Genomic DNA, 21,047 nt, shown 5'->3' on the forward strand with positions numbered 1-21,047 from the left:
TATGGCTTATCCACGCAACCCGACACAAACGTTCAAACCTGAGCGAGGTATTGTTCGCGCTCATCAGCAAGCAAAAAACACACTTCTAAGCTTTATTACTCTCCCGTTAATCTTTGCTGCGCTGTTATTTGCCGGACACGCTAGAGCCTCTGCTGTCGATGATCTGAACAAACGTGGTGAGGGTGAAATGAGTTACCTGTTTTGGACTCTCTACTCGGCAGAATTCTACGCGACTCCAACCAACTCCGAACGAGCTTTGAAGCTTGAGTATTACCGCTCTATCGATAGCAAAGACCTCGTAGACGCTACCGAAGATCAGTGGAACAAGCTTGGCTACTCTGACAGCAACATTCAACGTTGGTTGAAACCCTTGTACGCGATGTGGCCGAACGTGGAAGAAGGAAGCACACTCACGATTCGTGTCGCTGAAGATAACGTAAGTCGTTTTTATTTCGATGAACAACCGATCGGCACCATCCAAGACAAGCAATTTGGTGAAGCCTTTCTAGCGATTTGGTTGTCTGAAAACACCTCTGAACCCGGTCTTCGTAAACAACTTTTAGGTTTGAACAAATGAATCCAAAAACAACAATAATAAAATTTGCTCTGGCATTTTTTTCACTAACTTGGCTAGTGGGCTGTGGCTCTGCAAGTTTAGAAGACCATGTCGACACTACGCCAGAGCTCAAGCTTGAAACCTTTTTTAATGGCGAGCTAATGGCCTACGGCATGGTGCTAGACCGCTCTGGTAACTTACTGCGCCGCTTTGATGCCAAACTGATCGCGACTTGGGACGGTGACAACGGAAAAATAAAAGAGTGGTTCTCTTTTGCTGATGGCGAGCGCTCAACTCGCGTTTGGAATCTGATCAAAACGGGCGAAAACACCTATTCTGGGACTGCCAACGATGTCGTTGGAACCGCTTATGGTGAAACCCAAGGTTCTGCGCTGTATTGGAAATATGACTTAGAGATTGAAGTAGACGGCAGCACCTATGAAGTGGTGCTCGATGATTGGATGTTCTTAATGGACGATAAACGCTTGTTCAACAAGACTGAGATGTCTAAGTTTGGCTTTAAAGTCGGAGAGGTCATCTTATACATCGAGAAGATTTGATGTAACTGCCGTTTCTGATTCTTAGTTTTAAAACGATGACTACATCTACAGTACGTAACAAAACAGCCCACAACGAAAATTGTGGGCTGTTTTGTTTGATCCCTCGAATAGCATACCTGCATGCTCAAGCCATTGTGCTAAGATGCGCCACCAGCATACAAATGGACTAGACTGACACTAAGCAGTCCCCATTTGTTTCGCTAAGCGTAGATTCCCTACCATGAATAATTGAAAAGGCTTTAAAGCATGAGCAAGTTGACCTCAGCGGAGCGTAAAGCTCGCGACAATGAACGTTTCTCACAACGCGTAAACGACCGCAGAGAAAAAGGTGAAGACGTAGTTGCTTACGCACTGACCAACAAAAAAGCTGTAAAATTCCTGACTAAGTCAGAGAAAAAACGTTTCAACGAAACGAGAGCGACTCTGCAAGAAGAGAAGCGAGTGAAAGAACAAGAAGAGCTTAACCGAATCGAAGACGCGTTCACGATCAAACAGTTCGACGACGAATAATCACTTATGATTACTCAAAAGCGCTGGCTCTATGCCGGCGCTTTTACTTGTTAGTTCGTTGTTTTTTAACGCTGTTATTTCTTGCTAAACCCGTCGATTCTTAACGGCTTTCCCCCACTTTCTTAGCTCAGCCTTACCGCTCGACCAATCACCCAAGCTATTAACCTATCAACCAGGCTATCGATCAACTTTAGCCATAGATCTCAGAAAATCTTAGCCTAGCCCCTTACTATCTCGAATCAACTCTACAAATTGAAGACAGTATGATTTTAATTACCGGATCAAGCAGCGGTTTAGGCGCAGCTCTCGCGAAACAATATGCTAACGCCGACGCTCAGCGCGTAGCCATTACAGGTCGCAATGCACAACGTTTAGCAGAAGTGGCGCAAGGCCTACCTGCGAATACCATTAGCCAAGCGTGTGATCTCTGTGACCCGCACTCAGTGAGCGAGTTATTGGATGCGTTACCTGAAATGCCGAAGCTGGTGATCCACAGCGCTGGCAGTGGGTACTTCGGTAAGATAGAACAGCAAGATCCAACCATCATCAGCGACATGCTGAAGAACAATATTGAGTCTTCGATCTTTTTGATTCGCGAGCTTGTACAGCGCTACAAAGATCAATCGGTCACCATCGCTGTGGTGATGTCGACGGCGGCACAAGGTGCTAAAGCTGAAGAGTCCACCTACTGCGCGGCAAAATGGGCCGTGAAAGGCTTTATCGAATCGGTAAGGTTAGAGCTAAAAGGTCACCCGATGAAAATCGTGGCGGTTTACCCTGGAGGAATGGCGACCGAGTTTTGGAATACAAGCGGTAAAGGCATGGATACCTCGAGCTTTATGACCGCGCAAGAAGCCGCTCAGATGCTACAACAGGCGTTGACCAGCACAGAGCATGGATTCGTGTCAGATATCACGATAAACCGCGGCTAGCAGGTAAACAGCTCGCTTAATCGGTAAATAGAGCGACACATTACCAAAGAAATGATTAGAGTAATTATTTGTGAGGGTGAGCATGAAAGTGTGCGACAATGCTCGGCGTAAATTCATATTCAAGGTTTATTATGAAACTTCTAGTTCGTAACCTATCGCGCTCTACCTCTGAGCAAGACATCCGTGTGCTATTTTCTGAGTTTGGCTCAGTAAAAGAGTGCAGCCTAGTTTTAGACCAAGAAACTGGCGACTCAAAAGGCTTCGCTTTTGTTGAAATGCCAGAGCAAGAAGAAGCTAAAGCGGCACTAAACAAGCTGAACTTGTCAAAGCTTGGCAAAAACACGATTCGTGTAAAAGTAGCGAACTCTTAATCGATTCAATGCTTCATAAGCCGCATGGCTTAGCTTAACAGCAGCACAGATGATAAAGCCCGTAACGATATGACGTTTTCCAGCGCAATATCGTTACGGGCTTTTTGCTGCTCGCAATTCTCTTTTCACACGATTTGAATACGCCTACAGACCTTCATGTTCATCAATAGCACGTCTTGCTTCGGCCATTGAACATCCAGATTCCATCACCAGCTGAGCCACAGTCATTGAAGGTGTAGCGGCCAACAGAGATGCCAAACACACCACGGGTTTAGGCAGCACTTTGTCGATTGCAATTGCTATCCAACCGTCTTTTTCATGGGTTAACATCGTTTTAAATTCAACGAGTTGATACTCTTGAGCGACCAACAGCCAATTACGCGAACGACGAACTCGTTTCAACTGACATCCACATTCCGCAGCATTCACCATCACTTGGCTTTTATCACTCACACGATGTACAAAACTATTCAATGGGACGCTAAACATAACTCTCTGCTAACCAATCTATTCCTACCATTCAAGAGCTCTCTACCTATCTCTCAAAACTTTCTAACTGTCACTCAATTAAAACCGTACGTAGGATTACACAGACACAAAAAAACCGCCAGTGATGCACTAAGCAACCTCGCGGTTTTTGGATGTTAACGTGTGTGGTTTACGCTTTAGTTTCTACCACAATGTCCGTTTTTACCGAGTTCGCGATAAAGCAGTTTTTGTGCGCCAAGTGGTGCAGTTTGTCGAGCTGCTTGGCGGTGGGCTTTTTGGTACCTAAAAACACAATTTTAGGGCGCAGAGTCACCTTAGTGACCGATGAGCGGCCAGATTCATCTTCTTCCAGCACACCAATCGCATCATCGACATAGGAGTCGATCACGTACTTCTGCTTTGCGGCAATGCCCAAAAACGTCAGCATATGGCAGCTAGAAAGTGCCGCGATAAACGCTTCTTCTGGATCAACATTCGCTTCCACCGAAAACGGCAGTGGCACAACATGTGGAGAGGACGAAGCAGGCACAGTGACACCACCATCGAACTCCCACGTATGACCTCGACTGTATTGATTGTCGCTAAAGACTTCATCTTCTGCTTTTTTCCAGCGAATGATCGCTCCGTATTCAGACATAATTTCTTCCCTTTTTAAAGCTCAATAAATTAACGATCAGCTGGATGATTGACACCATCGTTGGTCACCACATCACCAATATCAAAAGGATTCACCCCTTCCAAACAGCCGATGTTAAAACCGTATTCGTTTGGGCTAGAACGGCGCTGATGATGGGTATAGATACCGCAGTTTGAACAGAAGTAATGCTTCGCGGTATTGGTATTGAATTGATAAAGCTTGAGATGCTCCGCACCTTTGAGGATCTTGATGCCGTCCAGTGCAACAGAGCCCACAATCGCTCCCCTGCGACGACAGATAGAGCAATCACAGCGGCGTGGTTTTTCTATCCCGTTAGGTAAGCTGAACTCTAGTTCAACCGCACCGCAATGGCAGGTTGCCTTGTGAAAAGGTTGGATAACCGTATCTCCGACGACTTTCATTTTTCTCTCCAATCACATCCTTATGTTGGTCGTATCATAACCAGTTCAATGTTCTCTGTCCGTACCCGGGTGTTGAGTTCGAGAGATCTGTCATGCGCTGCTTCTCGGCTAATCTAACTAGACTTTTCAACCAAATCGCCAAACCGCTCAAACAAGAAATCAAGAAACAACCGGATACGCTTGGGCTGATATTTCTTGCTGATGTACACCACATTCAAATCGGCACTCGACACCGACATCGCGGTGTTGAAGTTCTTCATGTAGCCATTAAGCAGCGTCACAAGGCGCTGGTTATTGATGTCGCCTTGCACATCCAGTACCGATTTAAGAGCAATGCCCTCGCCTTTTAATGCCCAGTAGCGAATCACTTCGCCATCGTCTGAAAATCGCTTTGGAACAACAGTAATCGACTTCTTCATATCATGATCTTGGAAGTGCCATGTCTTGAGCTCTTCATTGCTGCGCAGCATGGCTAAACAATCGTGATCAACCAAATCTTGTGGTGTTAACGGTGTTCCATGCTTGGCAAGATATTCAGGAGAAGCACACAGCACACGTCGGCTTGGTGACAAGCGTCTGGATATCAAACTGCTGTCGACCAATTCACCATAACGGACCACGATATCCATGCCAGATTCAGCAATGTTCGAGAGGTTATCGTTCAAGTAGAGGTAAGGGATCACGTCGGGATATTGCTGACAGAACTCAGAGAGAATCGGAAGAATGTACTGCTTTCCGATGTCTTTCGGCGCGGCGATTTTGAGTGGACCTTTGACCTCTTTGACGCCATTTTGGATCAGGTTTTCGGCCTCACTGACATTATCCAATATCTCCAGACACGCCTTGTGATACAGCTCGCCAGAGTCGGTTAAAGACACATGACGCGTGCTTCGATTCAACAACTTCACACCATATCGTTCTTCAAGCGCCTGCAGCCTTGCTGTCATGGTCGCAGGAGAAAGCCCTAACTCTCGCCCCGCCGCCGCTAACCCGTGATGCTTAACAATGCTCACGAACATCGCCATATCTGAAAACTTATCCATACGATTCTCGCTTCCACCTCTTCGTCTTACTTCTCGATCTTAATGCTCGATTTGAATACTCAGTCACACTATTCAGGTTAAACGAATAATGAATTTATATTTTAACCAATTATCAAATTTAGTCGAATAAATATAATGGCAAACATCAACAGAACAACGCAGGAATTCAGAGCATGACTAACGAATCGACTAAACAAGAGCAACGCACTTTCGTCATCATTGGTGGCACATCAGGTATCGGCAAAGCACTAGCGATGCAACTAAGAAACGAGAACAACACGGTACATATTGCCAGCCGACACACAGGCGTTGATATCACCGATGAAAAGTCGATTTGTGAATACTTCGAATCGATTGGCGTGTTTGACCACTTAATCGTAACGGCTGGCTCATCCGCTCCCGCAGGAAAAGTAACAGACGTAGCAACCGCAGACGCCAAGACAGCTTTTGACACTAAGTTTTGGGGCAGCTTAAACGTAGCCAAACATGCCGCTCGTTACATGACACCAAACGGGTCTATCACGTTCACAACTGGCATGTTGTCACGCAAAGTTGTTGCTGGTACTTACGTAAAAACCGCCATCAACGCCGCACTAGAAAGCGTAACCAAAATACTGGCGAAAGAGCTATCACCTATTCGAGTCAATGCCGTTAGCCCGGGTTTAACCATGACGGAAGCCTACAAAAACATGGACGATTCCGCTCGTACAAGCATGTACGACAACGCCAAAAACAACCTACCCGCAGGCAAGGTTGGCGAGCCTTCAGAGATAGCCATGGGTTACCTGTTCGTAATTAATAACCCATACGTCACAGGGTCAATCATCGATATCGATGGCGGCGCTCTACTCGGCTAACACTCCGCAAAGAAGCAAAGACATAAAGAACAATCGTTAGGGCGTGTATCTCACGTCCTAACAAACAAGAATTAACACAGGTACTTCACTATGAAATCAGAAGCGATCCATAAAGAAAAGATCCCATTCCAAGTTTGGATACTGACACTCGCAGCTTTTGCCATCGGCACCGCTGAGTTTGTTATTGCAGGCATCCTTCCACAAATTGCCACATCCCTTTCGATCACCGAAGGTCAAGCCGGATACCTAATCAGTGCTTACGCATTGGCTATCGTTATTGGTGGCCCGATCTTAACCATCTACCTCGCACGTTTTAACAAGAAGATGGTACTGATTGGCTTAATGGCACTGTTCATCATCGGTAATGTCTTATCAGCCCTTGCTCCTAGCTACCCACTTCTACTTGCCAGCCGTGTTATCGCAGGCTTAGTGCAAGGCCCTTTTTATGGTATCGGTGCGGTTGTTGCAACCAACTTAGTGTCTGAAAAAATGGCAGGTCGTGCCGTTGGCCAAATGTTCGCAGGCTTAACACTCGCTAACGTTCTTGGCGTTCCAGCTGGTACATGGGTCAGCTTGCAATTCGGCTGGCACACCACTTTCTTTACCGTGGCAGCACTTGGCACCATCGCCATGATTTCAATCTTAACGTCAATAAAATCTTCAGGTCACAGCGAAGCGAAAGACATCAAAACTCAGCTGTTGGCATTCAAAAATCCAATGCTTCTCATCAGCTTGGCGATCACCGCTTTTGCTTGGTCTGGCTTCATGACGCTTTACGGCTACCTTGCGCCTATCGCCATGCACATCACGGGTTACGGTCAAGAGTCTGTTACTTGGATCTTAGTGATTGTGGGTGTCGGCTTAATTATCGGTAACACCTTGGGCGGTCGCTCTTCAGATAAAAATCTAGGCAAAGCTTCAATGTATTGGGCAGTCGCGATGATCGCTTCACTGATTGTGGTAGGCCTAGTGGTAGACAACAAAATCCTATTCGTTGCAGCTGCATTTGTCTTTGGTATTGCATCATTTGCGAACGTTCCCGCTATGCAACTTCGAGTGATGAACCACGGTGGCGAAGGCCAAGAGTTAGCAGCAACCGCCAATATCTCAGCGTTTAACCTAGCGAATGCCTTCGGTGGATTCCTTGGTGGCATGGTACTCGACAGCCAGTTAGGCGCTGGAATGATTCCATTCGCAGCCGTTGTTGTCCCTGTCATTGGCTTGCTACTTATCGCCAAAGCTAACCGAGCTGAAAAGCCACAGAGCAACTCTATTTTCAGCCCAGCAGAAAGCAAATAACGCGACTTATAGCCCCAATACAAAAAGAAAGATCACAGCATTAAAACAAGGTAGAAACCATGAACAAATTATTCGAAGCATCAGAACTGAAAGGCCTAGCACTACAAAACCGCGTGGTTATGGCACCCATGACACGCGCTCGTACTAGCCAACCTGGAAACGTGCCAAACGACATGATGGCAACCTATTACCAACAACGCGCAAGTGCAGGGCTGATCATCACGGAAGCAACGCAGATCTCTGATGACTCTCAAGGTTACTCATTCACACCCGGCGTTTATACCGATGCACAAATCGAAGGTTGGAAGTCAGTAACAACAGCAGCAAAAGCACAAGGTGCCGCGATATTCTGCCAGCTATGGCATGTAGGCCGAGTATCACACCCTACCTTTCAAAAAGGCGAGTTACCGATTGCACCTTCTGCATTAGCTCCAATAGAAACGCAGGTTTGGATCTCTGATGAGAATGGTAACGGCAACATGGTGGATTGCATCCAACCAAGAGAGATGACCCAAGCAGACATCGATCGTGTTGTTCAAGATTTTGCTAACTCAGCGAAAAAAGCAGTCGAGGCAGGGTTCAACGGAGTGGAAATACACGGTGGCAATGGCTACCTGATTGATCAGTTCCTAAGAACCAACTCAAACAAACGCACCGACAACTACGGCGGTAGCCGCGAGAACCGCCTTCGCTTCCTAATCGAAGTGGTTGATGCTGTGATTGAAGAGATAGGTGCCGATAAAGTAGGTGTGCGCTTGGCGCCGTTCATCACCTTCAAAGACATGAACTGCCCAGATATCGTACCAACGATTTTAGAGGCATCGAAGGCACTTCAAGATCGAGACATCGCTTACCTGCACCTATCAGAAGCCGACTGGGATGATGCTCCAGTTATCCCTGAAAGCTTCCGTGTCGAACTAAGAGCCTTGTTCTCTAACACCATCATCGTTGCCGGCAGCTACACACCACAACGCGCCGAAGAAGTACTAAGCAAAGGCTACGCCGATCTCGTCGCATTTGGTCGCCCATTCGTTGCTAACCCAGATCTAGTTTCACGCCTACAAAACGGCAGCGAACTATCCGATCTTGATGGCGCCACTCTGTTCGGCGGCAACGAAAAAGGCTACATCGATTATCCAACGCTGGCGGAGCCTCAACACGATGTTCTAAAAGAATATTCATAACGAAACATTCGCTAAAAGCGAAACCTCGAAAACTATGATAAACTAGGCGTGCCAAATTAAAGTAAATCTAGCTCTCGCAGTTAGACAAAAAGCCACGTCATGTGGCTTTTTTATTATGAATTGAATATTTCCTGAGTTAATTGAGTCAACCTTTCACCTTTCACATAAACTTCTAGTAATCTGATTGGATCTTGATAGTGGCAATGAATAGTCGCATATCGAGGAATACATTCATCTACAGAACGAACATCAACGCCTCTTTTTGCGACATGTGCTGACTTTAGTTTTTGCGTGCTACCTGGAAATATAAAGTGATTAGATACAGGAGTATCTTTTCCTTCAAGCTCATGAATTGCCTGCTGGTAGAAAAACTGTTTAACCAAATCCGACCAGCCCGGAGCAGTCGATGGTGAAGTCGCGCTATAGTATTTTGCGTCGACGACTGCAAACTTGTTCTCTTGTTCATGCTTCAGAACGGTATCTGTCCTCTGACCTTTTTGAGCTACGGTAATAAAATCACCTTCATTCGTCTGGTAGATAGGAACAGGTAACTTGCTATTTACTGGATATTTACCAATCAAACACTGATCGAGCATTGACTCCCATAAGTTGTGAAATTTACGCACACCAATTAATACACAATTAACCTCATTGCCCTTTTTTACTCTAAGATATTTGATTAGGGCTTTTATCAAAAACATATCTCTTTCAGAATAACTAAGCTGCAATTGCTGTTCAAGATATAAGAGTTTGGCTTCAGTACTCCCAATGGAACTAACAAGAGACTCCACTTTCAGGTCGGAATGAGAAAAAGTACCAAACCATAAAGATCCATAATCTGATAGTAATTCTTTGACAACCTCTGCATGTATCTTCGCTGTTTCACAGTGTGTAAGGTATTTAGCACGAGATGAGTGTAATTCCAAATAAACAGATCCACTATTAGCCGGATATGATGAACTACGTGCAATAGTACGCGACCAATTAACTTTCCCAGAATTAACTGTATTCTCTTTCACTCGACGTACATATAAGCCATTCGATCGATAGTCATCAATGAGCGAGATAGCTAAAGATAAGGCACGACCACCTATCACTTCAGTACCGTTCTCTTGAGCATAAATGCCACTATCTTTATCTTGATAATATTTTAGTAGAGCTTGGACCAGATAATAGCCAGCAATGCCACCATCTTCTATTGATGCAAGATGGTTACGCGGTAAAAAAACAGCTATACCATCGCTGTAAGGCACTACTCCACAAAAATGTATCCTCCTCATATCAGGGGCAATCAGCCCCTGATTTTGCAACTCATCCAATACGCTTCGAGGAATCGATGGGTCTTCAAGGAAACTACGATCAGATAAGTACAATATATTATTCAACTGCATTTTCTGGTGCCTCAGCCACCTCAATTTTTCGGCCTTCCTTTTCAATTTTCTCTTCAATTAACAAATTAAATACAGCCATATTTTTTTTGAATTCGCTTGATAATTTACCGAACGTTTTATATTTAGAAGAGAAAATTTTTGTATGCCCTAAATGACGAAGTACATCATCCCAAAGATAAACAAACACCTTACTGCTAAGGGTTTCTTTTGCCGATTCAGCTGTTTCTATTTCATCTTTTTTCACAAAGAAAGGACCTAGTAGGCGATCTTCAGCAACGTGAGCTTCAATCAATACATCATTAATGATTGAAGCAAACTTTGGCCAAGAAATTCTATATACACCACTTTGAGTTGATAAGTGAAAGTCGTAGTTTGGGACATCGACATGAGAAAAATCAATATCAATAAACTTGAAACGCCAGCGTCGTTTGAATGCTGTATCTAAAGGCATTACTGCCTGATCACTACTGTTCATAGTGGCTAATAAGGAAAGGTTAGCCGGTATTTCCAACTGTTTAATGTTTGCTATACCGACCTTATCAAGAGATTGGTTGATGTAAGACAACATGTCAGGGTCTGACGCATCAATCTTGTAAGTACTTTCACCATCATCCTCTCTATCCAATAGTTGGAATAGCTCCCCAAAGACAGCAGCTGCCGGTGCTCGGTTCAACTCTTCAATTACTAAGCAGACATGTTTAGACGGGTGAGATTTCGCTTCTATTAGTGCTCTAGTAAACGGCCCTGGTCGGAATTGGTAAGCAACGTAGGGTTTTCCGTTTTCATCTGTTGCCATGTTAGGTTTAAGGGCACCAACAAAGTCACTGTACTGAGTGTCAGGGTGAAAAACCGTCACGATTTTATTAGCACCTTCACACTCTACATTATGAATGTGATGGCTCTTACCTGTTCCAGGCGCACCATAAAAGATTTTATTGCTCGCACCGGTAAATGCAGGGGCTTTCAAGTCAAAGCGAAGAAATGACTTAAAGAAAAACACCTCATCATCTTTCTGAATAGACATGTTGTTCCACAGCCTAGAGATAAGCTCAGAGACACTTGCTCTTAATTCATCAGTATCAAGTAAGCCTGTTTTAACATATACATACTGGTGTGAAGGTAAATGATAGTGAATCGGCTCTTCAACATATTCTGCGTGACCCAATATAGAGGTAGGTCTAAACAAAAATGCTTTATCGATTGATCCCCAATCAGCAAACCCTGATGAGGATGGAGTTAATTCAGCATCCAATTTACCTTGCCATCCAAGTGTCGATAAGACCCTAAACATCAACTCATCGCCACTTGTTGACCTAAAGAGGTATGGAATAGCTGGAGAGTAGTTATCCATAAGAGCTTGGTAAGCTGATGGGGATTTGGAGAACGCATAAAGCAAATCACCAAGTACACCAGAGCTTGCATCTGGGACAGGCAACGCTTTCAGCAAGATTGAGCTCATAAAATCATCTTGTGAACGATATTTTTTCCCTTTAGTTTTGTCATCGTTAATAATATCTTTCCCGCCCAATCGATTAGCTTTCAAACGGAATGCATTTAAAAAATTATCTCGGCTATAAGGATCTAACGAGGTTAATACTGGGTTTGATGGTGAAGAGCTATTAATTAAATTATGAAAATCAACTGCTGTCTTTACCGAGCTTTTTACTTGGTCAAAGACAGCCATGTAGTTACTAAGCAGAGAAACTAAAGGTTGGAGCCTTAGTGCATATAGGAAGTAGTGGCTAGGAATATAGCAATGGTTTTTATTGTTTATAATCTTAATTCGAGCTGAATGCTCGAAGATCTCAAGATCCAAGTCGAGGTTACTAAAAGCACTCTTGACCTCTTCAGTAAACGAAAACTCATCAAAATGCCAGCTTGACTCCGACTCACTCTTATACCATTCACCAACCGTGTTAATTTTTGAAAGCATTACTTTCTAATTCCTAAATAAAAATACAGCTACCCTAAGGCAGCTGCATTGAAGTTAATCGTGCTTAATCCAAAGGCTACGCGAGACCTCTTGACGTAAGTTTTCTATCAGTTTCTTGTTGGTGTCTGAAAACTGGCCGTTCTCAAACTCCCCCATAAAAAACAGACACTCGGCTAACGGCCTTGATTGCTCTTCCGACAGGTTACGTATAAGAGGGTGTTCATTATTTAGAGTAATATAGTGGTCATCTTCATATCCAGGTTCCCATAGCGAACCATCACTTGTTTTAGCTAGGCGAACATCAATATCTTCGATCAGAGGAGCAACTATTCTGTAGTTGCTCAAATGCTCTCCTCGACCAGAGCAAAGGATACGGAAGTCCAACAACCCATTAAAAATAGCTACTAAAGCATCACCAAATCCAGCTCTGTAAATACCATAACGATCCGCAATAATATTGCCAAACATATCCGTGTTTGCGGTACCAACACTCTCGCAACCTAGTATCAAAGTGTAATGTGCTTTTACCGCTTCAGGCATAAAGATACGAGCATATTTTTTTCCTTGGTGTTGAAGTGCTTCTGCCACTTTTTCTGTAGAGAATATGAACGCTTCAAGTCCTAAGGTATCTGCGACCTCGTAAGCCATACGGGTAATTTCGGATCGTTCTGGTAATTGCTCATTGAGCCAATCTAGCAAGGCGACATGCTTTTTCTTTAAGTCGCCTTTAGGTAGGTCTGTAACTGCAACCTCAAAGATGCTTTCAAATTGCTCTTGGTGGCTAAATGCCACAGCACTTGCCGCTAGCTGGTAAACGTAATCGGTAACGATATGATCTGATTCATTAAAAATCCGGTTGAACAAATCTATAGGAATAGGAATTGTTGTCTTCCAAAAAATCAGACCGTCCACTCGATACTTTGGGTTTTTATCATTCAAATAGCGTTTAAAGTCGGATAGATCATATTGGTAACTCATTCATCCTCCTCCACATCTGGAAGCTCGATACTCAAATGGCGTAGTGTTTGACTTACCTTTTGGCGAAATCCATTCAACGTATGCTTGTTAGCATCAGAGAACTCACCGTGCTCAGCATTTGATAAACTCCACAGCAGCATATCCAAGGCTTTCATGGCCTCGGCATTACCTTTGCAAACGTTATACATCTTATGGAAGTAAGGGTGTGACTTGCCAAGGGTGACGCATGTATTTCCTTCGTCATCACATGAAGGCTCCCATAAGCAATCACCCAGTAATGAATCTTCCTCATGTACACGAACGGCTTTGTCATCATAGACACGAATCCCCTGAATCACGATCGGTTTCATCTGATTTTTATTGCGGATCGTTACCGTGTCACCATCAACTTTAATTTCAGAGTTCTTGGTGTACTTTTTATGTTTATCAATCGCTTTATCGGCAGGGCCGTGCGCCCGCTTAGTATTTGCAGAAGTTAAGCGTTCTTGCCCTTTAGTCAACTCTTGACGCCAAGGAGAAATGAGCTGTTGTAACTCTTTTCTGATTTCGGCAGGGATAATGACACGACTCTTGCGAAAGTCGATGCTGAACACATCATCTAATTCGTGGCTGAAATTCAGCTCAACTCGAAGACGTGTGATCTTACTTTCTTTTTTATACATACGATGTGGCCAGCCATCGTGCCAGATAAGGCGACCTTCTCGATAGATGTAAAGCCCTTGATTATCGAGGCCATAACGGACGTAGTCTTGCTCATCAGAATTCAATTCATTTAGAGAAGGAATAACACCGCCTTTTACGGTAAAGCTAAGATTTTTATCGCCCTCAATTTGTACGGACCTCTCTTTCAATATACGAGAACGCACACCGTCCTTAGTTACAAATTGGGAGCAGAGAGGATCCCAACCCTTTAAGTTTACGGATGGGCTATCTCCAACTTTCATTGAAATGGTCACTTCACCAGAGTTCAAAAACTTGAAGAATACTGCGCTTAGCTCTAAAGAAAGGTCTTTACCAAGAGACTTAATCTGCTCTCGCATTTGCTTTTCACTGCCAGACTTAACTAAACGGTCTATATTCTCCCAAATAATCATGGTGCCGCTAGCATTTGAAAAACTACTCAATACCTCAAAATCATCGTAATAATCATCTTCATCTGGAGTTTCTAACTCCCAGCGATCCGAAGCGATAATTTTATCTATATCCCACGCTCGACCGACGTTGTTACCATTCTGATGGGATAGCACTACAAGACGGCGACAAAATGCTGTCGATGCTGTCTTTAGCCCCATACCGAACTTACCTAACGATTTAGGATTGTCACGGCGTGGCGAACCATAACGCATTGCATTTCGTAGTTGTTCTTCTGACATCCCATCACCATTATCGCTAATGATGACTCTGAACTCTCCATACATATACTGGAGTTCGACTTCAATTTGAGTTGCATTAGCCGCTATTGAATTGTCAATAATGTCCGAAAATGCAGCCTCTTTGCTATAACCGGTATCACGTAAACTTTCGACTAATCGAGCCGCTGACGGGCGAAAATCATCTTCTTCTGGTAGTTCTATTTTTTGATTCATAAACCTAACGTTTCCAAATACTCTAGCATTATCTGCTTGTCTGTTTCTTTATCATCGGTAACTGAAACAACACGTTCACTGAGCTGCTGCTTTAGACGGATGCGTTCATCGATCTTTTCTTCAATAGTACCGGCGTAGTACATGTAATAAACATTCACTATGAATTTTTGACCATTTCGCCAAGCCCTTGCCGTCGCTTGCTCTTCAAGTGCAGGGTTCCACTGACGGCAGTAGTGAATCACATTAGTTGCGGCTGTAATATTGAGCCCCATACCTGCCGTTCGAGGGTGCAGTAACAAAACGTCAAAGCCTTTTGAGGAAGAGAAGGTATCAATAAGTGGCTGACGCTCATCATTGGGTGTGCGACCATCAATAACCCCAGGCAATATGCCATACCTTTCGCGTATCGCACCTTGTATTAAGTCAATAGCCTTTTGGAAAGTTGCAAAAATAATAACCTTCTCACCAGCTTGTACAATTTTATCCAATTGGATCATAAGTAACTCGAACTTAGCGCTATGCTTAATAAGAGATCTAACATCATTAGGTATTGTAGGGTCAATTAGTGCTGGGTGAGCTGTAAATTGCTGGAGTTTATTTATTAATGGAAGGATCCCACCACCACCGTTTTGATTATCTCTCTGCATCTCATCAATCAACGATTCATACTGTGCTTTTTCAACTTCTCCCATAGAAACGGCTGTGTGTATATCAAGCTTTTCTGGTAATTGCTCCAACACATCTTTTTTCATTCTGCGTAAAGTAATTTGACGCAAACTACTCTCAAGCTCTTCTAAATTCTTATTGAGTGTCTCAGACAAATCAGAATGAACATATCGACTCTTAAAGCTATCTTGCGCCCCTAAAAAGCCTTCAAAGACTAGGTCCGTTAACGCCCATGCATCCATTAAGCTGTTTTCAACTGGGGTCCCAGACATAGCAACGGTTACACCAACATTCAATCGACGAGCAGACAAGGAACGGATCGATTTAGGGTTTTTTAACATACTCGCTTCGTCAAACAGAGCGAGGTCAAAATACATGTCTTCAAACATAGTAATGTCTGAAGACATTGTCGTGTAAGGAGTAACCACGACATTATGCTCATCAAAAGCGGAAGCGACACCACGACGATGTTTTCCATAATGAAGGTATGGAACAATACTTGGGGCAAAAAGCTGGAACTCTCTAACCCAGTTGTCGAGTAAGGGATTTGGAACGACGATTAAAATTTTACTGTTAGGATTCTTCTCTAAGACATCGCAACACAGCGCAATCACTTGGGCTGTCTTGCCTAATCCCATATCATCGGCAAGAATAGTTCCCACGCCGTTTTCAGCACAAAAACTTAACCAGTTGACCCCTTCTTCTTGATACGGATACAACGATTGCACGAATAGCTTTTCATGATGAGCTTGTTTCTTCTGATTATCTCTCAGCATTTCAATTAAGTGAGCTGGGAACTCATCAATCAACGCTTCTAAATGTAAGGAACGAAGAAGTTTCATCAACTTAGGTAGCGGTAAGTCACCAAAAGCGATAGCTAGGTGCTCATTGATGCGGGAGCTAACAAAATGCACTCTTTTACCATCAGATATGAAGTAGCCATACTTAACCAACGAATGTGTTTGTTCTTTATCTAATGGTTTTCCACGAAAAAACAAAACAAAATTAGGGGCTGGTTCTGTTTCAAATTTAAAATGGATTTGAGCCGGGCGCTTAGAAATAACTAACCCAACCTCAACACCGTCAGAGTTGGCTGATATTCTCCCCAGCTTAAATAGGTGTTCAGCTTCCAAAAAAACACCATTGTGCTCAACCATCCCATTTTTAATTATATAAGCCATTCTCACTTCCTGTTTACAGGGTTAAAAACCGGATAACCACTTGCAATTATGTATGTCAAAATATACAGTGCACACTATCACCGGGGCAAAAACCGGATATCAATTGAGAAATATGGTGCACAAATTGAATACCTCCCATTATATCAAAGAGTTAAGAGATAGACTTGGTTTAGGGCAGCGCGAGCTAGCAAATTTGATAGGTCTAGGCAAAGACGGCGAACGAACAATTCGTGGTTGGGAAGCTGGAGAGCATAAACCTTCACCTCTTAAGTGGGGTAAAATTATCGACCTAGAAGATGAAATGAAAAGGTTCTACGATAATGCCCCTTTAAAACAAGGAAAAATAGAAGACGCAAGCTTTCGTTTTATCGATCTTTTTGCTGGTATTGGTGGTATCCGCTACCCATTTCAGCAGTTAGGCGGTCATTGTGTTTTCACCTCAGAATGGGATAAATTCGCCCAAAAAACTTACTTAGCTAACTATGGCGACATGCCAAATGGTGATATCACTAAGATCTCAGCTGAAGAGATCGATGATCATGAAATCCTTTTAGGTGGTTTTCCATGCCAAGCCTTCTCTCAAGCAGGTCTAAAACAAGGATTCAGTGATACACGAGGTACGATGTTCTTTGAGGTCCAGAAAATTTTGGCATTAAAGAGACCCAAAGCTTTTTTACTTGAAAACGTCAAACAGCTCAGAGGGCATGACAAAGGTCGTACACTAAAAACGATCATGGATATCTTACAAGGGAAACATGAACAACAGATCCCAGAAGATGTGCCTATGAGTGAAGAAGCACGACGTGCGTTGCAAGATGAGTTGAACTACTGGGTTGATGTACGCGTATTACGAGCAGGTGACTTTGGTGCACCTCAGAACCGAGAGCGAGTGTTCATAATTGGTTTTGATAAGGACCAGTTCCCAGGCGTAAATTTCGGCGATATGTTCAATTGGCCTGAGCCGCCAAAGACACCAACACGTGTTGGAGACATCCTACAAACACCAGAGGAATTGGCTGCTGATCATGCAGAGCATGGTAAAGACCGTTTTACTATTTCAGATAGACTATGGGAAGGACATCAAAAGCGAAAGGAAGGACATAAGACCAAAGGCAACGGGTTTGGTTATTCACTTTTCAATGCAGAGAGTGAGTACACGAATACCATCAGTGCTCGATACTATAAAGATGGTTCAGAGATACTCATTGACCAAGCCCAGCTCAATAAAAACCCACGCAAGCTAACGCCACGCGAGTGCGCTAGGTTACAAGGTTTTCCTGAAAGCTTTAAGGTTGATGCCGTTTCACAAAACCAAGTGTATCAGCAGTTTGGTAACTCAGTTTGTATGAATGTAATCCATGCCGTAGCTGAGCAGATGATCAAGACATTAACGGCAGCTGAAAAGTTGGTGGGCGAGCAACGCCAAGCTAGCTAAGCCAATTAAAGATAAGCCCCAAAGGGGCTTACCTTTTTTATTGGTCATTACACAATTAACTCTATCCAAAACCCCCCAGATGCATCCAAACCTAAGATTAGAGTGCTCCCTTCTTGAGCACGGTCCATAACCTCATTAGTTTGGAAGTAAAGGCGGTACTCTGAACGTGTCGGGTGACTTTCTCGAGCATCATACCAAGTAACACTGCTTGCTACGTATCCGTCTTGGCCTCGAATAGAAAAACGGGCATCAAAAGATTGGCGAGACAAACCCAATATACTCTTTAGCTGTACTACACCATTAAGCTCGTGCTGATTCGAGCGGTTTGGCTCAGCTTCTACAGCTGATAGTGTCTTAATACATGCAGGGTTCAGGCTAAGGGCTTTTATCATTAGAATCATTCCTTTTATCTTTATCCTTCATATAGATGGGGTTATTAAAGCAAATATCAAGAGTCATCTCCTCATGCTTTATTAACGTTCTTTCTATAACCTAATACACTGAACTCGATGCATTACTCTGAGGCACCTCTTGTCGAAACAGCCTACAGCTTCTGGGAGAAAAGTTAAAAACACTTAAATGATCTCAAGCACTGAGTAAGCATCTTTCAAAAAAGTGAACTGAAGGACGTTCCTGCATTTTTCATTTTCTTCGTGTATGCGATAAGTGGGAGCTAACATGACTACGATTGTCGTCATTATAAAAATAGAAAAGAATGTGCTGTAAAAATTTCCGACAGGCAAAAGAAAGGCTCGCATGACTAGTGCGAGCCTTATGCAGTTTAGGGGGTAAACCACAATCTGATATTAATTAGGGGTAATTATTTAACTTATGAGCCAGTATGCACCTGTGCGCATTGATGTACTATTTTTAAATGATTCACTGCAATTAATCAATCGATAAAAGTTAGCGTTTGGTCAATTTAAACCACATAGATAACAGTGGTTTAGTTAGTGATGTCTAGAAAACCATCATAAAACCCATAAAAATCAGATCTATAAGCTTCTCATTTGCCAGTAGCCTTCACCATTAGTGGCGAGTTGGCTGTGTAAATAATCGAGCGTATCTGCGACCGTTCCCGCAATGCCTTGTGGTGGATTGAACAACAGCAAACCACTGCCGATCAGGCGATCATCACCCTTGGGATCTCGAAGGCGAAGTTCCGACTTGATCGGACTTGGTAGCAAACCATCTTTCACTGCGGTCACGCAGTGATTCAGAATCAGTGAGCTCTTATCATCCGTGTAGAGCGGGTACCAAATTAGTGCAGATACTTTCTCCGACTGCTGATATGCCTTAACTAAGGCATCAATCACCGCGAGATATTCTGAATCGGTTTCATAGGGTGGGTCGATAACAATCAGATGATGATTGTCATGTTTAGCTACGTCATCAGGTAACGCTTTAAGCCCATCACCTGCGCTAATCGTAAGCTTGCTTGAAATACCCAAGTCACACTGTAACTTATCGATATTAGTTTGCAGTAAATCAGCTTCATCTTGCTGAATGTCTGAAAAATAGAAGCTATCTTGGCTGCGACCTTGTTGGTAAGTGATGGCGGCAGAACCCGGATACAAAGAGATAAGTTGATTCGGATTGTAGTATTCCAGTACCGACATAAAAGAAGCGAATGCCGGAGGAAGATAAGCCTTATTGCGCCACAAGTACCCGACCCCTTCAGCAAACTCACCTGCATGATTACTTGGTGCGCTGGTGAGGTCATAACACCCTGTACCAGAGTGTGTGTCGATAACATTGAGGCGTGAATGTTGCTGCATTAATGACTGAACAAGTGCACTCAATACTGGATGCTTTAGCGCATCACCATGGTCGCCTACATGACATTGATGTCGATATTCCATTCCCTTGCCTCATTTCTACGAACGTCATCTAAACATACTTCATATCATGAGGGCTTGCCTGCTCAATCCATCGTTTTTTGAAATAGGCTCTCTTTTCTGTAACTGTCTGACTCTTATAAAAAATAAAGCCCCTCGTTTTGTTATAAACGAAGGGCTTTGTTGACGTTACTGACTAAGTCGTACTGTTAACCAATAGAGAGCCTAAGGGTACTCACCCTCAACTTCTACCGGCGCTTTCACTTGGTAGTGACAAGGCTGTAGGCCAAGTAACTTAGGCAGTGTGATACCTACTGAAACTGAAGACCACGTACCACTGACAATACCTACAACCAGTGCAATCGCGAACCCTTGAAGTGCCGCACCGCCAAGTAGCCAAAGCGCAGATACGGTGATTAGGGTTGTACCTGAGGTCACCATGGTGCGTGAGAAGGTCGCTTTAACCGATTCGTTAAGCAGGTTATCAGTGTCACCATTTGGATTACCACGCAGCATTTCACGAACACGGTCGGCAATGATGATCGAGTCATTCAATGAATAACCTAAAATCGCCAACACAGCCGCTAACACAGTCAGGTTGAACTCGAACTGAGTAAAAGCGAACAGACCCAAGATAAGCGTCACGTCATAGATGATTGCGGCTAGGGCGCCGAGTGCTAAACGCCATTCAAAACGTACACTCAGGTACAGCATGATCATTAGGAAACACACCAATACCGCTAAGCCACCTTGGTCAACCATGTCTTGACCGACTTGAGGGCCAACCACGCTGCTGTTAAGCACTTTTACTTGGTCGCTGACAGAAGACAAAGCATCCACTAAGTTTGGCTGTGGAGCATCTGTCAGTTGGCTATAACGGATTGTCCAGCGATCCTGTTCTGCCATACCAACCACTTGCACGTCTTGTTGGAAAGCTGTATCAAGTTTTGTTTTTAACGCATCTTTGGTGACTTGATCAGAGAGCTGAACCTCGGCAACCACACCACCTGTGAAGTCCAAGCCCCAGTTAAAACCTTTCACCGCCACCAGCATCACAGAGCTCATGAACAGCACAATAGATATCGCAGACATCACCTTACGAAGGCGAGTCATATTCTTATCCGAAATATAGCTATTTGAAAAATAGCGGTCTGAAATAGTCATTTTTGAAGTACTCAT

General features: G+C 43.7%; 21 protein-coding genes. 9 read left to right on the plus strand and 12 right to left on the minus strand.

Features of this window, described 5'->3' with window-relative positions:
• Position 1 precedes the first annotated feature (1 nt).
• From ACED46_RS00950 to ACED46_RS00970, 5 genes are all read left to right on the plus strand, one after another.
• Positions 2–577, plus strand: coding sequence for a chalcone isomerase family protein (locus ACED46_RS00950; protein WP_017061277.1), 576 nt, complete (start codon positions 2–4; stop codon positions 575–577).
• Positions 574–1,116 carry a DUF3833 domain-containing protein gene (locus ACED46_RS00955; RefSeq protein WP_065583946.1) on the plus strand — a complete coding sequence of 181 codons (543 nt, stop codon included), beginning with the start codon at positions 574–576 and terminating at the stop codon, positions 1,114–1,116. The genes ACED46_RS00950 and ACED46_RS00955 overlap by 4 nt, the downstream gene beginning before the upstream one ends.
• A gap of 246 nt (positions 1,117–1,362) precedes the next feature.
• On the plus strand, positions 1,363–1,626 hold the full coding sequence (locus tag ACED46_RS00960; RefSeq protein WP_017061275.1) for a hypothetical protein: 264 nt from the start codon (positions 1,363–1,365) through the stop codon (positions 1,624–1,626).
• Positions 1,627–1,889: 263 nt separating this feature from the next.
• A complete protein-coding gene (locus ACED46_RS00965; protein ID WP_017065090.1) occupies positions 1,890–2,558 on the plus strand; it encodes an SDR family NAD(P)-dependent oxidoreductase in 669 nt (222 codons plus the stop codon).
• Positions 2,559–2,689: 131 nt separating this feature from the next.
• Complete coding sequence (locus ACED46_RS00970; protein ID WP_017061273.1) at positions 2,690–2,929, plus strand: RNA-binding protein; 240 nt, start codon at positions 2,690–2,692, stop codon at positions 2,927–2,929.
• Positions 2,930–3,073: 144 nt separating this feature from the next.
• Here the strand turns inward: ACED46_RS00970 and ACED46_RS00975 are convergent, their stop codons facing one another.
• The 4 genes from ACED46_RS00975 to ACED46_RS00990 all read right to left on the minus strand — a co-directional run bounded on the left by ACED46_RS00975 (position 3,074) and on the right by ACED46_RS00990 (position 5,520).
• On the minus strand, positions 3,074–3,418 hold the full coding sequence (locus ACED46_RS00975; RefSeq protein ID WP_017061272.1) for a ribosome recycling factor family protein: 345 nt from the start codon (positions 3,416–3,418) through the stop codon (positions 3,074–3,076).
• A 169-nt stretch (positions 3,419–3,587) separates the two neighbouring features.
• A complete protein-coding gene (locus ACED46_RS00980) occupies positions 3,588–4,055 on the minus strand; it encodes an OsmC family protein (RefSeq protein WP_017065091.1) in 468 nt (155 codons plus the stop codon).
• 29 nt (positions 4,056–4,084) lie between these two features.
• A complete protein-coding gene (locus ACED46_RS00985) occupies positions 4,085–4,477 on the minus strand; it encodes a GFA family protein (RefSeq protein WP_017061270.1) in 393 nt (130 codons plus the stop codon).
• 113 nt (positions 4,478–4,590) lie between these two features.
• Positions 4,591–5,520, minus strand: a complete 930-nt coding sequence (locus ACED46_RS00990) for a LysR family transcriptional regulator (RefSeq protein ID WP_102320399.1) — start codon at positions 5,518–5,520, stop codon at positions 4,591–4,593.
• A 173-nt stretch (positions 5,521–5,693) separates the two neighbouring features.
• Here ACED46_RS00990 and ACED46_RS00995 point away from each other — a divergent pair, with 173 nt between their 5' ends.
• From ACED46_RS00995 to ACED46_RS01005, 3 genes are all read left to right on the plus strand, one after another.
• A complete protein-coding gene (locus tag ACED46_RS00995) occupies positions 5,694–6,377 on the plus strand; it encodes an SDR family oxidoreductase (RefSeq protein WP_017077081.1) in 684 nt (227 codons plus the stop codon).
• A gap of 90 nt (positions 6,378–6,467) precedes the next feature.
• On the plus strand, positions 6,468–7,676 hold the full coding sequence (locus ACED46_RS01000; protein ID WP_371720743.1) for an MFS transporter: 1,209 nt from the start codon (positions 6,468–6,470) through the stop codon (positions 7,674–7,676).
• 59 nt (positions 7,677–7,735) lie between these two features.
• The gene (locus tag ACED46_RS01005; protein WP_371720744.1) at positions 7,736–8,860 is read left to right on the plus strand and encodes an alkene reductase; all 1,125 of its coding nucleotides are present in this window, start codon (positions 7,736–7,738) and stop codon (positions 8,858–8,860) included.
• Between the two features lie 113 nt (positions 8,861–8,973).
• Here the strand turns inward: ACED46_RS01005 and ACED46_RS01010 are convergent, their stop codons facing one another.
• The 5 genes from ACED46_RS01010 to ACED46_RS01030 are packed head-to-tail and all read right to left on the minus strand — an operon-like array spanning position 8,974 to position 16,595.
• The gene (locus ACED46_RS01010; protein WP_102561825.1) at positions 8,974–10,251 is read right to left on the minus strand and encodes an LlaJI family restriction endonuclease; all 1,278 of its coding nucleotides are present in this window, start codon (positions 10,249–10,251) and stop codon (positions 8,974–8,976) included.
• Entirely contained in the window at positions 10,238–12,184 is a 1,947-nt protein-coding gene (locus ACED46_RS01015) for an AAA family ATPase (RefSeq protein WP_371720745.1), read from the minus strand. Before ACED46_RS01015 ends, ACED46_RS01010 begins: the two co-directional genes overlap by 14 nt.
• Positions 12,185–12,238: 54 nt before the next feature.
• Positions 12,239–13,162 (minus strand): hypothetical protein, encoded by a 924-nt coding sequence (locus ACED46_RS01020; RefSeq protein ID WP_371720746.1) that lies wholly within the window; start codon positions 13,160–13,162, stop codon positions 12,239–12,241.
• Positions 13,159–14,748 carry an ATP-binding protein gene (locus tag ACED46_RS01025; RefSeq protein ID WP_371720747.1) on the minus strand — a complete coding sequence of 530 codons (1,590 nt, stop codon included), beginning with the start codon at positions 14,746–14,748 and terminating at the stop codon, positions 13,159–13,161. The genes ACED46_RS01020 and ACED46_RS01025 overlap by 4 nt, the downstream gene beginning before the upstream one ends.
• Positions 14,745–16,595 (minus strand): DEAD/DEAH box helicase, encoded by a 1,851-nt coding sequence (locus ACED46_RS01030; RefSeq protein ID WP_371720748.1) that lies wholly within the window; start codon positions 16,593–16,595, stop codon positions 14,745–14,747. Before ACED46_RS01030 ends, ACED46_RS01025 begins: the two co-directional genes overlap by 4 nt.
• A 115-nt stretch (positions 16,596–16,710) precedes the next feature.
• On the opposite strand from ACED46_RS01030, the gene dcm reads away from it, so the two are divergent.
• Positions 16,711–18,030 carry a DNA (cytosine-5-)-methyltransferase gene (gene dcm, locus ACED46_RS01035; protein ID WP_371720789.1) on the plus strand — a complete coding sequence of 440 codons (1,320 nt, stop codon included), beginning with the start codon at positions 16,711–16,713 and terminating at the stop codon, positions 18,028–18,030.
• A 47-nt stretch (positions 18,031–18,077) separates the two neighbouring features.
• Here dcm and ACED46_RS01040 read toward each other — a convergent pair whose 3' ends face one another.
• The 3 genes from ACED46_RS01040 to secF all read right to left on the minus strand — a co-directional run bounded on the left by ACED46_RS01040 (position 18,078) and on the right by secF (position 21,047).
• Entirely contained in the window at positions 18,078–18,422 is a 345-nt protein-coding gene (locus ACED46_RS01040) for a type II restriction endonuclease (protein WP_102575211.1), read from the minus strand.
• A 603-nt stretch (positions 18,423–19,025) separates the two neighbouring features.
• A complete protein-coding gene (gene rlmJ, locus ACED46_RS01045; RefSeq protein ID WP_371720749.1) occupies positions 19,026–19,892 on the minus strand; it encodes a 23S rRNA (adenine(2030)-N(6))-methyltransferase RlmJ in 867 nt (288 codons plus the stop codon).
• A gap of 201 nt (positions 19,893–20,093) precedes the next feature.
• Positions 20,094–21,047 (minus strand): protein translocase subunit SecF, encoded by a 954-nt coding sequence (gene secF, locus ACED46_RS01050; RefSeq protein ID WP_017061264.1) that lies wholly within the window; start codon positions 21,045–21,047, stop codon positions 20,094–20,096.

The organism is Vibrio sp. 1S139, from assembly GCF_041439475.1.
Classification (GTDB): Bacteria; Pseudomonadota; Gammaproteobacteria; order Enterobacterales; family Vibrionaceae; genus Vibrio; species Vibrio crassostreae_C.